12 protein-coding genes are annotated in these 14,185 nt (G+C 66.0%); 4 read left to right on the top strand and 8 right to left on the bottom strand.

The window, feature by feature from the left end:
- Positions 1 to 8: 8 nt before the first annotated feature.
- From ACXJ3V_RS14460 to ACXJ3V_RS14445, 4 genes are read right to left on the bottom strand one after another with little or no spacing between them, the layout of a single operon-like run.
- Positions 9 to 2,126 carry a hypothetical protein gene (locus ACXJ3V_RS14460; protein WP_457101023.1) on the bottom strand — a complete coding sequence of 706 codons (2,118 nt, stop codon included), beginning with the start codon at positions 2,124 to 2,126 and terminating at the stop codon, positions 9 to 11.
- Positions 2,123 to 3,154 (bottom strand): GDP-mannose 4,6-dehydratase, encoded by a 1,032-nt coding sequence (gene gmd / locus ACXJ3V_RS14455; RefSeq protein ID WP_457101022.1) that lies wholly within the window; start codon positions 3,152 to 3,154, stop codon positions 2,123 to 2,125. Before gmd ends, ACXJ3V_RS14460 begins: the two co-directional genes overlap by 4 nt.
- A 45-nt stretch (positions 3,155 to 3,199) precedes the next feature.
- The gene (locus tag ACXJ3V_RS14450; RefSeq protein ID WP_457101021.1) at positions 3,200 to 4,369 is read right to left on the bottom strand and encodes a DegT/DnrJ/EryC1/StrS family aminotransferase; all 1,170 of its coding nucleotides are present in this window, start codon (positions 4,367 to 4,369) and stop codon (positions 3,200 to 3,202) included.
- Positions 4,370 to 4,371: 2 nt separating this feature from the next.
- Positions 4,372 to 5,313 carry an NAD-dependent epimerase/dehydratase family protein gene (locus ACXJ3V_RS14445; RefSeq protein WP_457101020.1) on the bottom strand — a complete coding sequence of 314 codons (942 nt, stop codon included), beginning with the start codon at positions 5,311 to 5,313 and terminating at the stop codon, positions 4,372 to 4,374.
- A gap of 218 nt (positions 5,314 to 5,531) precedes the next feature.
- Between ACXJ3V_RS14445 and ACXJ3V_RS14440 the strand changes: the two genes are divergently transcribed.
- Together ACXJ3V_RS14440 and ACXJ3V_RS14435 are read left to right on the top strand one after the other, a co-directional pair.
- Positions 5,532 to 6,812 (top strand): oligosaccharide flippase family protein, encoded by a 1,281-nt coding sequence (locus tag ACXJ3V_RS14440; protein WP_457101019.1) that lies wholly within the window; start codon positions 5,532 to 5,534, stop codon positions 6,810 to 6,812.
- Entirely contained in the window at positions 6,809 to 7,696 is an 888-nt protein-coding gene (locus ACXJ3V_RS14435) for an alpha-1,2-fucosyltransferase (protein WP_457101018.1), read from the top strand. The genes ACXJ3V_RS14440 and ACXJ3V_RS14435 overlap by 4 nt, the downstream gene beginning before the upstream one ends.
- A gap of 23 nt (positions 7,697 to 7,719) precedes the next feature.
- Here ACXJ3V_RS14435 and ACXJ3V_RS14430 read toward each other — a convergent pair whose 3' ends face one another.
- Complete coding sequence (locus ACXJ3V_RS14430) at positions 7,720 to 8,826, bottom strand: UDP-N-acetylglucosamine 2-epimerase (protein WP_457101017.1); 1,107 nt, start codon at positions 8,824 to 8,826, stop codon at positions 7,720 to 7,722.
- A 226-nt stretch (positions 8,827 to 9,052) separates the two neighbouring features.
- Between ACXJ3V_RS14430 and ACXJ3V_RS14425 the strand changes: the two genes are divergently transcribed.
- Entirely contained in the window at positions 9,053 to 10,180 is a 1,128-nt protein-coding gene (locus ACXJ3V_RS14425; RefSeq protein WP_457101016.1) for a glycosyltransferase family 2 protein, read from the top strand.
- 106 nt (positions 10,181 to 10,286) lie between these two features.
- Positions 10,287 to 11,849: a DUF2142 domain-containing protein gene (locus tag ACXJ3V_RS14420; RefSeq protein WP_457101015.1), complete on the top strand. Its 1,563-nt coding sequence runs from the start codon at positions 10,287 to 10,289 to the stop codon at positions 11,847 to 11,849.
- Here the strand turns inward: ACXJ3V_RS14420 and ACXJ3V_RS14415 are convergent.
- From ACXJ3V_RS14415 to glf, 3 genes are read right to left on the bottom strand one after another with little or no spacing between them, the layout of a single operon-like run.
- On the bottom strand, positions 11,822 to 12,196 hold the full coding sequence (locus tag ACXJ3V_RS14415) for a DUF2304 domain-containing protein (RefSeq protein WP_457101014.1): 375 nt from the start codon (positions 12,194 to 12,196) through the stop codon (positions 11,822 to 11,824). The two genes, ACXJ3V_RS14420 and ACXJ3V_RS14415, sit on opposite strands and share 28 nt — an antisense overlap.
- A complete protein-coding gene (locus ACXJ3V_RS14410) occupies positions 12,193 to 12,930 on the bottom strand; it encodes a glycosyltransferase family 2 protein (protein WP_457101013.1) in 738 nt (245 codons plus the stop codon). Before ACXJ3V_RS14410 ends, ACXJ3V_RS14415 begins: the two co-directional genes overlap by 4 nt.
- A 54-nt stretch (positions 12,931 to 12,984) precedes the next feature.
- A complete protein-coding gene (gene glf / locus ACXJ3V_RS14405; protein ID WP_457101012.1) occupies positions 12,985 to 14,121 on the bottom strand; it encodes a UDP-galactopyranose mutase in 1,137 nt (378 codons plus the stop codon).
- Positions 14,122 to 14,185: the final 64 nt, after the last annotated feature.

Below are 14,185 nucleotides of genomic sequence, written 5' to 3'. Positions count from 1 at the left end.
CGTCGCCGCTAGACGGGCAGAGCCGCGTTGCGACGAGGCGCGCTTACGAGATCGCCGTAATCCGCACGGTTGAGCGCGATCCGCGCAAACCCGACGACGTCTCGCCATTCCCGCCGAGCCCGGCCTCGCGACAGCGTGACCTCGGAGCGCGCGCCGGCAGGTGTCCAGTCCAGCGGGACACTGGTCGCTGCGGCGGCGAATTCGAGCTCGTCGAACCACAGCGCGTCGGTCTCACGCGACGCCGCGGCGAACCGCCTGACCCAGGGCCCCTCGACACCGACGGCACCGAAAGCTTCGACGACTGGTGTGCCCAGGAGGAGCTTGCGGAGAGACTCGACCGACCGCGCGAGCGCAGGTCGGTCCTCCTCTGCAATGAACAGCTGCACGCGATCGCCTGCACTTGCGCGCACACCCGCCCGCAGCTGTGATCCGGCCCCGCCTCCCGAACTCACCAGGACGCGTGTGCAGGCATGATGCCAGGGAACTTCCGAGATGTCGGACTCCGGATCGAAGACCAGGACGATCTCGTCGCGCTCGGTGAGTGTCGCCGCGACTTCATCGACTCGTGCCGCGTCGACCGCGTGAGAGCCGCCGACACGAAGGATCGCGCTCACGCGACGTGACCCACCGTCTTCGGAAGTCCGGAGCGGTACCAGTGCGCCTGTTCTGCGGCGCTCAGCGGCGCGCACGCGCGATGGCCAGGAAGTCACAGCCCACGCCAGCACGCCCAGCGCCACGGCGGCGAGCAGCCCCAGCGCGGCCGAGAGCTCGGAATAGTAGTAGAGCATGGGCATCACCAGCACGGCGGGCAGCAGCCCGAGCAGCACAAGCGGCGTGACGATGGCGATGACCCGCCAGAGCCGGCTGCGAAGCTTCCCGCGTCGTGCCATGCCGACGATGAAACCGATTGCGATAAAGAGAAGGAGGCCGCCGAACTGCTTCACGACGAAGATCGCCTTCTGGATGTACAGCTTGATCGCGCCGACCGGGTCTCCGAGCACCTCGTGCAGATAGAGCCCGCGGAGAATCTGGTCATACTCCTCGCTTGCGACCAGGACGTCAGGCTCGACCTCGCGCGCCTTCGCCCAGGCGAACTCGTCGGACCACGTCACGTCGAACCGCGAGGGCTGCCCTGTGAGGGGTTGAGGATACGACAGGCCTAGATACAGCGAATGCCACGCTGTGTGGGCGTCCGGCACCTCTTCCATCGGCTGACCGGTCGTGTCCGCGCGGGTCACGTTGATCGCCGTCATGATGCCGGTCTGCACCGTCACCGCGAGGAGGATCGCTGCGACCGCTCCGCCGATCGAGGCGAGCCAGCGCCAGCGTCCGCGGGTGTGGATCCACCACAGCACACCGACGGCTGCGGCGACGCCGATGCCGGAAAGCGATCGCGACAGATTGCCGAACGCGGCCAGGACACCAATCCCGACAGTCGCCCCGATAAGACCCATCCAGCGGAGTCGATACGTGCTCAACAGGACGACAAGCGACAACGACAAGAAAGCAAGCGATGCCGCGGTGCCGTAGAGCGAATATACGGCCAATGGGCTCACGCGGTCGGAAAGCCCGTACTCCGTGCCTGCGAGGACGGTGCCGTAGTTGAACAGCCAGGTGACAAGCGGGAGCACAACCAGCGCGAACCCAGCACGAGCCGACCCGACGACACGTGCGACGGCGAGAGGAAGCCACAGCAGCGGTATCGCGACCAGGACTGCCTGTGCGAGCTTCAACCCAGGGTAGGGCGAGTCGGAGCCGGTGACATGGCTCATCAGGCTCGCGATGATGTACGAGCCGGGGTCATCGTCCCAGGTCGCAAACGTGAGCGGTCCGTCTGCCGGCGCCTGCACTCCGTACGAGCCGGAACCCGTCTCCTTGATGAGCAGTGTGCCGGTCTCCACGTACGCGGCGTAGGTCGCGCCCAATTCCGCGTCACGAGCGGGGTGCCAAACCATGCGGGGCATCGACATGACCACCGCGAACGACACCGCGCCCATCACGACCCCGAGCAGCAGCAGGAGAAGGGTCGTCGATCGCGGCCACCGCCGAAGGTCGGCACCCGAGGGGGCGACAGTGGTCGCCGGCCGCGCCGCTGGCGCCGCGTCTCGATGGGCAGCGCTGCTCATTGGAACCAGTCCACGATGTCGAGCGCGTGCGGGCGTCCGCTCGCCAGCGCCGCGACGTCGTGATCGACCATGATCTCTGCGAGGCGCGGGGCGGTCACCGCGGGCTTCCACCCGAGTTCGCTCTCGGCCAGCCCATAGTCGCCCACCAGCGCGTCCACCTCGGTCGGGCGCAGATAGCGCTCGTCGAAACGGACGTACTTCTCCCATTCGAGCCCTACGCGAGAGAAGGAGAACTGCAGGAAGTCGCGAACCGTGTAGGCCGTGTTGGTGGCGACGACGTAGTCCTGCGGAGTGTCGTGCTGCAGCATCCGCCACATCGCCTCGACGTACTCCGGCGCGTAGCCCCAGTCTCGGATCGCGTCGAGATTGCCCATGTAGAGCTCCTGCTGCTCACCCGCAGCGATGCGCGCCACAGCCCGAGTGATCTTCCGGGTGACGAACGTCTCTCCACGGCGTGGCGACTCGTGGTTGAAGAGGATTCCGTTGACCGCGAACAGTCCGAACGCCTCACGGTAGTTCTTGGTGATCCAGTACGAGTAGACCTTCGCCACCCCGTACGGCGAACGCGGATAGAACGGGGTGGCTTCGTTCTGAGGCGGAGGCRTCGCCCCGAACATCTCGGAGCTGCTGGCCTGGTAGTACCTGCAGTCGATGCCCGCGACGCGCACGGCCTCGAGCAGTCGGACTGATCCGAGCCCGGTCGTGTCACCGGTGAACTCCGGTTCGTCGAAGCTGACCCGCACGTGCGACTGCGCAGCGAGGTTGTACACCTCATGAGGCTGGATCGCGCTCAGCAGCGTCGCGAGACGCGATCCGTCGGTGAGGTCGCCGTAGTGCAGAGTAAGACGGTGCCCCGGGGCGTGCGGGTCCTCGAAGAGATGGTCGATGCGCGCGGTGTTGAAGGTCGAGGCGCGACGGATCAGGCCATGGACCTCATATCCCTTGGCGAGGAGCAGCTCTGCCAGATAGCTGCCGTCCTGACCCGTGATCCCGGTGATGAACGCGCGCTTCGGAGCTATCTCGGTCATTTCAGTGATTCCTTGATTTCAGTGGGTAGCGCGGACTCGCGGGAGTCAGACGCTGTCGATCGCGTCGGCGAGCAGCTCGAATTCTGACGCCATCGGATAGTGGTGATTGCCCACGAACAGGCCATCGTCGTGCACGCGGTCTGCGGCCGGCAATTCATCGGGCACGACGGCGTTCAGGTGCTGCATGACCGGGTTGCGTACGAAGTTGCCTGCCACGATCGGGCGACAATCGATGCCCGAGGCTTCGAGCGCCCTGACGACGTCGGCGCGCCGCCCGCGAAGTGGCCCCTCGAGCACGAACGAGAACCCGAACCAGCTGCTCTCGCCGTTCTCCTGCTGGATGCGGAGATCTTCGCGCCCTCCGAAGGCTTCCGTGAATCGCGCCGCATTGGCCTGTCGGCCCGCCACGAGATCGGGGAGCTTCTTGAGCTGCTCACGCCCCAGGGCTCCGGACATCTCGAGCGGCCGCACGTTGTACCCCGGGAGCACGAAACGGAAGAGGTCGTCGAACGGCTCTCCGGTCTTCGGGTGGATCAGGTTGTCGGCCGGCAGTTCGCGAGTCCATCCATGCGCGCGGAGCGAGACCGCCGCCTGATAGGTGTACTCGTCGTCCATCGTGACCAGTCCGCCCTCCATCGTTGAGATGTGGTGCGAGAAGAAGGAGCTGTAGGTACCGGCGAGCCCGAATGTGCCTGCGCTCCGGCCGCCCAGCGTCGCGCCGAGCGACTCGCAATTGTCCTCGATGAGGGTGAGCCCATGCTCCTGCGCGAGCGCAGACAGCGTCACGAGATCCGCCGGATTGCCGAGGAGATTCACCGCCAGGATGGCCTTGGTGCTCGATGTGATCGCTGCCGCAGCGAGGGCTGCGTCGATGTTCAGTGTGTCGAGGTCGATGTCGACGAAGCGGAGCCGCAGTCCGAGCTGGTGCACCGGATAGTAGGTCGTCGCCCACGACACCGCCGGGACGAGCACCTCGTCCCCGGGGTTGAGATCCACATCAGGGTTGGCCACGGCCGCCGCGAGGGCGATCAGATTCGCACTGCTTCCGGAGTTGACCATCACCGCGTGACGGGTGCCCAGCGCCGCGGCGAACTCCTCCTCGAACGCGCGCACTTCCGGTCCCATCGTGAAGCGACCGCCGGCGATGACGCGCTGCAGCGCCGCGTACTCCGAGTCGTCCCACGTCGTCGTTGCCAGCGGATACCGACTGCCCATGATCACTCCACCTCCGTCTTCGCGACCTGCGTGCGGAGAAATGCCTCGTAGGAAAGCCGCATTCCATCCAGCAGCTCAGTGGACGGCCGCCAGCCGAGACCGGAGGCGAGCGAGGAGTCCATCAGCTTCTGCTTCATCCCGGCGGGCTTGGAGGCATCCGTGATCAGTTCGCACTCGTATCCCACAGTGCGCAAGGCCGCCTCGTAGTACTCGAGGACGGTGTGGTCTTCGCCTTTGCCCACGTTCAGGAGGGTGGGCCATTCGGGCATCGAGTCGAGGTTCGCGACGATCCATCCCGCGAGATCGCCGACGTAGGTGAACTCACGGCGCGCCGTGCCATCTCCCCACACGTCGATCGCGGGTGCGCCCTCGACCTTCGCGCGGTGCGCCTTGGCGATCGTCGCAGCGACGAGGTGACTGCGGACGGGAGTGAAGTCGTCGTTCGGTCCGTACAGATTCGAGGGGATGACGACGCGATAGTCGTACCCGAGCTGCCGTGAGACGTATTCGCAGTAGCGCGCCGAGGTGATCTTCGACAGCGCGTAGCCCTCGTTCGTCGGCTCCAGCGGTGCCGCGAGGACGTCCGACTCCACAAGTGGCTGCCGGTAGTCCCTGGGATACATACACGAGCTGCCGAAGTAGAGGAACCGCGGTATGCCCGTCTCCACGGATGCCGACAGCAGGTTCGCATCCATCTGCACGTTGTCCATGAGGAACCCGGTGGGATCGGCGAGATTCGCCGCGATGCCTCCGACACGTGCGGCCGCGTGGATGACCAGATCTGGAGACACCCGCCCGATGAGTGCGCGCACGGCAGCCTGGTCGCGAAGGTCGGCGTCGGCACGCGTGACGGGCACCAGCTCATCGGCTCGCCCCGCCGCCTTCCAGGCGTCCTGGATGGCGCGCGCAAGCATGCCGTTTCCACCGGTCAGAAGTACACGCATCCGTATCCTCACTCGTTGCGGGCGCGATAAAACGCCGTCACCGCGTCGAGCCCTCCTAAATCCTAGTTGATGGGTCCGGCGCCCCGATCGGCCGCTGGGTGTGCTCTTGCTAGGCTGGAATGTCGGCCGCTGCGGCCGGCAGGCCACTGATGTCGCGCGATTCCGGCGCGAGGGCACTCCTGGCTGAAGGTACCTGGACACGGTCAAGGCGGCGCCCGATGGCACAAGACAAGAAGCGCGGACCGCGCGCTGCCGCGGCCGAGGGCCTCGGCGCGCACGTCAGATCGCACGCCAGAGGCCTCTCTGCGGTCGCAGTCGCCAGTATCGTCGGAATCCTCGCGTCCTTCGTCTTTCAGGTGGTGAGTGCGCGATACCTCGCACCTGCGGACTTCGGGCTTCTCTCCGCCTTCCTGGTCATCGTGAGCACCGCCGCCGTCGGCAGCTCGTCGCTGCAGAACATCGTGACCGTCCAGACTGCGACGGCGCTCGCGTCGCCAGAGGCCGCCCGGTCGTCGCGCCGCGTTCCGTGGGAGGCGATCGCGATCGGCGCGGTGGGCGGAGGCTGCGTTGCGGCCGTCTCGCCCTGGCTGGCCGATGCGCTCGACACCTCTCCGGCCGTGGTGCTGGCCGCGGCAGCGTGCATCCCCCTCAGCTTCGTCTTCGCCGATGCCCTCGGTCTGCTGCAGGGCGCGGGCGATGTATCGCGCGCCGTCTGGTGGTCAACGATCTCTCTGGTCGCTCGCATTGCCCTCCTCGCCGTCGGGATCGCGATCGGCGCGGGTCTTGCGGGCGTCATCGGGTCGATCGTCGCGGCGACCGCCCTGGCTGTCGGGGGCGCGCTCTGGTCGGCGAGACGCGTCACTCGGCCGCGGCAGGGCGCCTTCACGGGTGATGGACTCACGATCGTCCTTCTCACCGTTGCGTTCGCGTGGCTGATCTCGTCCGATGTGCTCTTTCTGCGCGCGGGCGCCCCGGAGTCTCTTGTCGGCGCCTACGCGGCCGTGACTGTGCTCGTCAAGGCGGGGTTCCTCGTGCCTTCGACCCTGTCCCTCTACCTGCTGCCTCGGTTCGTGCGCAACCGCGACAATCCGCACCTGTCCCGACTGGGCGTGCTGGTCACCCTGGGGCTGTCACTCGCGACGAGCGTCGCGATGACAGTGTTCTTCGCGCTGTTCGGCCACTGGCTCATCCGCGTGCTCTACGGCCCGGCCTTCGCGCTCGCGGGCGATCTGCTCGTGCCTGTGTCGCTCGCTTACCTCCCATGGATGGCCGCCCAGGGCATGCTCATCAAGCTGACCTCATCCGCGTCACGAGGCAGCGCCGCGCTCCTCGTCGTGGCAGTCGCGGTGCAATGGGTGGCCTTCCGCGCCGTCGTCCCCGACATTCCCGCTCTGCTCATCTGGTTCGCCTCGATCGGCGTGGTGGTACTCGGCGCCTTCCTCCTGCTCGACAGGCGGCATACCCGGCGGATCTCCGCCCAACGAAGGAGTCAGTCATGACCGCCAATCGCGACGGCGTCACCGGCTATGTGATGGGAGGTCTCGGGAACCAGCTCTTCATCCTCGCTGCCGCATGGGAGCAGGCCGAGCGGCTGGGCGTGCCGCTCTACCTCGACACTTCGCACTTCCGGGTCGGCGGAACCTTCGGCTATGGTCTCGACGCGATCGAGCATCCCGGCCGGGTGCTCGCGCCCACCGACAGCCCCTGGCGATCGGTGCGCATCAATCGGGAGCGGGTGCTTCCCCTGCCACGCCGACCGTGGGGATCGATCTTCCTCGAGCGCGACGGAGACACGTACCAGCCTGCTATCGAGAAAGTGCGCCCCGGCACGACGCTGATCGGCTACTTCCAGTCGCCGAAGTACTTCCCGTCGGTTCGCGATCGAATCGGCGCAGCGATGCTTGCGACTCCCGACACCCCCGAGGAAGCCGCCCGCATTCAGGGGATGCTCGACTCCCCCGCGATCTCCCTCCACCTTCGGCGCGGCGACTATCTCGCCGTGTCGGTGGACAGGCAGTTCGTGGCATCCGTCGCGTACGCGGTCCGGGCGGTGCGACTGCTCCGGGCGATGGGACTCGACCTGCCGGTGCGCGTCTTCTCCGACTCGGTCGACCTCGTCAAAAGCGAGCTGAGCGGAGTGGAGGGCGACTTCGAGTTCGTCGAAGACGACGGCGTTCTCGGGACGTGGGCGAGCCTCAAGGCCATGTCGGCAGGACGGGCGATGGTGATGAGCAACTCCAGCTTCAGCTGGTGGGGCGCCGATTTGATGCGCCGGCGTGCCGGCGATCACGCTCCGATCATCGCACCACGACCCTGGACCCAGACGGGTACTGCGAAGTCCGACCTGCTCGATCCCGACTGGATCACGCTGGACGCACGTTAGGCGCGATCAGCCGAGCGACAGGATCAGCTCTCCGCGCGACCGCCGACCGGCCGAGCCAGCCCTCGCCGGATGAGGTCGTCCACGATGATGTCGGACGGAGACGCATCGGAGTCGACATCGTCCCGCCGGTACTGCTCATATGACGTGAGGAATTCCCGAAGCACTCCCTGATCCCACCCGGAGAGGACGGCGCTCGTACCAAACCCCTCGCGGCCCTCCGTCACCTTGCGATGGATCAGAGTGGGCACTCCGAGCGCCGCAGCTTCCTGCTGGACTCCACCCGAGTCGGTGACAATGAATCGTGCGGATTTCATCGCCGCGACGAACTCGCCGTGCTCCAGCTTTGTCATGACGGAGAACTTTTCGAGTCCGAGCTCGTCGATCGTTTCTTCGATCGCACCTCGGGAGTAGGAATCCACGATGAGCCTGAGCGGGATCGGGCTCGATGCGTTCAGCGTCTGGAGCGTCTCGCGGACGAATGCAGGGTTGGAGATGAACTCGTAGCGGTGGAGGAGGACGAGGGCGAATTCGTCCCGATCGTCGCTCGCATGGGCCTCCCGCCCGGCTGCCGCATCCCGGACGGCATCCTTCGCGGTGTTCCCGTGAGTGAGCACGACATTCGGCCGGCCGGCGAGGTTGTCGGCGGCTTCCTGCGAGGGCACGTAGTGGATGTTCGCGAACCGCCCGACCACGCGGCGGTCGAGTTCCTCCGGGAACGGATGCCTCCAGTTGCCCGAGCGCAGCCCCGCCTCGACATGCGCGACCGGCACACGGAGCCGCCGGCCGATGAAGGTGCCGAGGACTGTGGTCATCGTGTCGCCGTGKACGATCACGACGGAGTCCGCGGGCAGAGCGCGGCGAATCGACCGAAGGTTCCGCAGGGACCAGCCGACGACATCGAAAGCCCAGCCCACCATCTGCAGGGGTGTCTTGAGCGGCTTGCCGCGCCAGCCGTTCGCGATGACTCTGTCCGGCGGGGTGAGGCCCAGTTCAGGGATCGCGCGACGAAGCGCCTCAGTGTGCTGCTGCGTGACCCACTGCTGGTAGGGGACGCCCCGGGCGGCGAGGCGACGTGCAACCGGCGCCACCTTGATCGCCTCGGCCGTCGTGCCGTAGATGAAGATGATCAAGCGAACTCCTGCATGACAGCGCTCGTGCGCGTTCGCCTGCCTTGGCCAGCGCGCGGACGCGGCGCGGCCGGCACGAATCGCGGATCAGTCAAAGGTGGCACGACTGACGATTCTACCGGCGGTCTCAGATCGTCTCGTACAGCTCTCGGTATACTCGTGACGTAAACGTCCGAGGTCATCTAATCGACCCCGCCCCGTCAGCCTGCAGCCGGTCAACCGTGTATGCGTGGGCCACCGGCAGTGCCACCTCTTCTGGGAGCCGTCTCGTTCGATGTCTGAAACTTCGTCTGTCCCTATGCTCTCGGTCGTCATCGCCGCGTACAACTCAGCGCCATGGCTGCCCTCGACGCTCGACTCCGTGCGGGTCGCTTTAGAACAGACATCTTGGTCAGCGGAGATCGTCATCGTCAATGACGGCTCGACTGATGGCAGTCAGGCTCTGCTGGCTAACCTGGCGCAGAGCTATCCGTACGAGATTCGCGTCATCAATCAGGAGAACCAGGGCATCTTCTTCGCAACGTGGAATGGCCTCACCGCTGCCCGTTCACGCCGAGTCCTGCTCGTGAATTCCCGGCTCCTCTTGCATGAGGACTGCCTTGCATACCTCGAACGTCAGGATGCGCTTGAATCCGACACAACCTGGAACGGACATGTGATTACCGATCCCAGCGCCCCCTTGGTGGGGCAGTTCTGGGATGTCCCCCTCCGCGTGTTCTGGGGTCAGTACCTGCGAAACCCGAAGCCCACGATCATCACCGCGGAGAACTTCGACCGATTGCCGACTGGCACCACATACTTGCTCGTGTCGAGGGACACGATGCTCGAAGCGAGCCGGGTAGGCTGGCCGACTGCGAATTCGCGGTTCACATCGGATGACACTCGGGTGCTCAGGCACATCGTCGCACAGGAAGCCATGGTGCTCGATCCCGGGTTCTCGGCGACATACCGCCCGCGCGTGACCTTCGGGAAGTTCATCAGTCATGCCAACGAGCGCGGAACGAAGTTCGTCGACAGCTACGCCGGAACCTCGCCGGCGCGCAGCCTGACACTCGTCGCGCTGGCACTGGCGCCCGTGGTCATCGTCCTCACGGTGACGCGAGCAGTCACCACGGGAAATTGGCGGCTCGCTGCGGGCGTCGGCGGAGTCGCAGCGATGGTAGTGAGTACACCCGCTGTGATCGCAGCCGCCTACGGCGCGCGTCCGCGGGCGATGGCGGCCTACTTCAAGTACATCGTCCCCTTCGGGGTCGCGTTCTGGCCCGGTCTCGTCCGTGGAATCGTGATGCACCGCGGCGCGTTCAAGGATCGTGGCCGTCGCTCGGCGGCGGGGAACGCTGGCACTGGAAGGCCATAGACCTCCGGAGATACCGCCCGGACGAAGCCTGGCGTCGATCGGACGTCTGGGAGGGCGGCCCCTCACCGGCTAGTGGTGGACAGACCGGATCAGCGGCCCGATTAGCATGGTCCGGGAGCCGTTGTCTCCCGTCAGCATGACAAAAGTCCACCCCCGAGGAGCCCTCGAGTCCATGAGACCCACCCTGCGGTCACGCATCGTTGCCATCGTCGTGCCGCTTGCGATGTTGGGGGCCCTTCTCGCCTGGGCAGTTTCCTCTCCTCCGGGCTCGAGCCCAGACGACGATTACCACATGGCCAGCATCTGGTGCGCGGGCGGCAACGTCGACGGGCGCTGTGAGGCCACCGACTCCGACGAATACAACCGGCTCCCCGGCGACCTGGTGAAGGCAGCGAAGTGCTTCTCCTTCTATCCCGATCAGTCGGCCACCTGCCCCCTGCCTGACAGAATGCTCGTGACCAACCGTGGCAATTGGGTCGATCACTCCTATCCGCCGTATTTCTACGCCGTGATGAGCATCTTCGTCACCGACGACCTGTCGACCTCGATCGTGCTGATGAGGTCTTTCAATGCAGTGCTCTATGTAGGGGTTCTCACGGCCCTCTTCTTCCTCCTCCCTCGCCAGCGGCGCCCGTTGCTCGTCTGGGGAGCGCTGATCTCGATTGTGCCCCTGGGGATGTTCCTGATCGCGAGCGTCAATCCGAGCAGCTGGGCGGTGCTGTCGGCGACGGGCCTATGGCTGGCAGCGTGGGGCTACTTCTCGCAAACCGGACTTCGCAAGTGGCTGCTCGGGGGACTCGCTGCGCTCCTCCTGCTCCTGGGTGCCGGCGCGCGTGCCGACGCGGCGGTCTACGGAGTGCTCGCCCTGATCGTCGCCTCGGTCCTCGGGTTCCGCAGGGATCGACGCTTCGCAATCGACCTGCTCCTTCCAATCGGCCTGGCCGTCGTGGCAGTTCTACTGTTCTTCAGCGGCGGACAGTCGGCGATCGTGTCAGGCGACACTGCAGTCGCAGATCGCCCGCTGTCCCTGGCTTCGCTGGCCTTCGTCAATGCCAAGCTTCTGCCCCAACTGTGGGCGGGGGTCTTCGGGCTGTGGGGCCTCGGCTGGCTCGACACCACAATGCCGGGAGTCGTTTGGGTGACCACGCTGACGCTCTTCGGTGCGCTGTCCTTCTGGGGTCTCAAGACCGGCGGAATGCGCAAGTGGATCGCCCTCGCGGGCATGGCTGCGAGCCTCGTGGCGGTGCCGATGTACATCCTGATCCACGATGCGGTGATCGTCGGGTCGTATGTGCAGCCGCGCTACATCTACCCCCTGATCATCATCTTCGGCGGAGTGGCGCTCGTCGGCCTGACGCGCGGGAATCTGGGCCTCAGTGGCGTCCAGTCGGTCGTCGTCGCCGCCGGACTCGCGACGGCCAACAGCATCGCCCTCCACGTCAACATGCGTCGGTACACCACTGGCCTCGACATCCAGAACTTCAACCTGAACTCGCCCATCGAATGGTGGTGGAATGTGCCCGTCACACCCATGGTGGTGTGGGCAGCGGGCTCGGCCGCGTTCGCCCTCGTCCTCGGCGTGCTCACGTGGTACGCGTGGGAGACTCGTCGGCCCGTCGAAGAGGAGCCGGCGTGGGAGCCTCAGGCCTCGGTGTCGTCGGACGCTTGAGCCGACTCCAGTTGGCGTACGCGGTGCTCGAGTAGCGCTGTACGCTCTGCGAGCACGCGCGTTTCCGCCTCGAGATCGGTGAGTTCCGCGCTGTGCTGAATGCAGACGAGCACCAGGATGGCGATGCTCACGAAGAAGACCAGGTTGCTGGGGAGCACAACGCCCGCGACCGAAGTCGCCCACATCAGGACGCTCGGGAACAGCCCGACGATCAGCGCGAGCAGCGCGGCGAGAAGCCACCACACCGCGTGACGCTCGCGCAGTCGGCGGCGTCGGAGCAGCTCGATCACGACCACGAATGTGATGACCGCCGCCACGACGCCGAGGATGTAGCTCGTCTGGGTCATGCGGGGGCTCCGAGATCGGTCACGGACTGCGCGGGCCGCAGGTAGGCGAATCCGAGTGCGAGGAATGCGCGCATCAGATACACCGCGGCCTTGAAGGGATTGTGCGACGGCCGACCACCGGCGCGCGCCCTCATGGCGACCGGGACCTGGGAAATGCGACATCCGGCTCGCGCGGCGATCACAAGAGCCTCAATGGTGTCGCCGAGATACTCCGCGGGATAGTTCTCCGCGAAGAGCGCGACCGCGCGCGGCCCGCAGGCTTTGAACCCGGACGTCGTGTCCGTCAATGTCGTCTTCGCCGTCCGGCTGAGCACGCCCGCGATGATGCGCATGGCCATGCGTCGCACACCGTGGGCCTGATAGTCGCCGACACCGGCGAATCGTGCGCCGATGACGATGTCCGAATCGTCGAGTTTCTCCAGCAGCTGCGGGACCGAGGCCGGGTCGTGCTGACCATCGGCGTCGATCTGGACCACCGTGTCGTAGCCGTTCTCGAGGGCGAACTTGAACCCGAGCCGCATCGCACCGCCCACGCCCAGGTTGAAGGGAAGACGAACCACCGTCGCGCCCGCTGCCTGCGCGACTCGTGCCGTGGCATCCTTCGACCCGTCGTCCACGACGAGGCAGGTGAAGTCGGGAAGCGCCGAGCGGACCTCGCGGATCACGTCGCCGATCGCCTCTTCCTCGTTGAACGCCGGGAGCACGATGAGCACCCGCCCAGGTGGAAAGGACATGCGATCGATCCTAGCTTTCAGGTCTGTGCGTCCCGCCCAGGGCGCGACTGCCGGTCAGGCGAGCTGGTTGCTCCACATCGACAGCGCCGACCCGATTGCCATGTGCATGTCGAGGTATTGGTACGTGCCGAGCCGACCGCCGAAGAAGACATCCTTCTCACCCTTGGCCAGGTCGCGGTACCCCAGGAGGCCGGCACGGTCCTCCGGCGTGTTGACCGGGTAGTACGGCTCATCGTCGCGTTTGGCGAAGCGCGAGAACTCCCGCATGATGACCGTCTTGTCGGCCGGGTAGCGGTCCGCTCGTTCGGGATGGAAGTGGCGGAACTCGTGGATGCGCGTGTATGGGACCCCGGCATCCGCGTAGTTCATCACGCTCGTACCCTGGAAGTCGCCCACCGGCAGCACCTCCTGCTCGAGGTCGATCGTCCGCCAGCTGAGGGCACCCTCGACGTAGTCGAAGTAGCGATCGACGGGACCGGTGTAGACGATGGGCAGCTGCCCGACGGTTGCGCGCCTGTGGAGCGGCTGCGACTCATCGAAGAAGTCGACGCCGAGCTTCACCTCGATGTTCGGGTGGTCCGCCATCCGCTCGATCCACGCGGTGTAGCCGTCGGTCGGGAGCCCCTCCCACGTGTCGTTGAAGTAGCGATTGTCGTAGGTGTAGCGCACGGGGAGTCGGCTGATGACCTCGGCCGGCAGCTCCTTGGGGTCGGTCTGCCACTGCTTCGCGGTGTAGTCGCGGATGAATGCCTCGTAGAGCGGCCGTCCGATGAGGGCGATGCCTTTCTCCTCGAGGTTGGCGGCATCCTTCGCGTCGAACTCCCCCGCGAGTTCGTGCACCAGCGCCTTCGCCTCATCCGGCGTGTAGGCGGACTGGAAGAACTGGTTGATCGTGCCGAGATTGATCGGCAGGGGGAACACCACGCCCTTGTGGTTCGTGTAGACCCGGTGCACGTAGTTCGTGAAGGTGGTGAAGCGGTTGACGTACTCCCACACAGTGGGGTTCGACGTGTGGAAGAGATGCGCACCGTAGCGATGCACCTCGATGCCCGTCTCCGGTTCGTCCTCGCTGTACGCGTTGCCGCCGATGTGGGGGCGGCGGTCGATGACGGTGACCTTGCGACCGGATGCCGCAGCCCGCTCTGCGACCGTGAGGCCGAAGAAGCCTGAGCCGACGATGAGGAGATCCATGGCGCGCATCCTTTCGGGTCGGACGCCCGCCCCAGCCTACTGGGGCGGCGACAAGCGCCCGGTG

Source organism: Microbacterium sp. P5_E9, from assembly GCF_054049175.1.
Note: the sequence above shows the minus strand (reverse complement) of the source record. Positions and strands in the feature narration are given on the sequence as shown.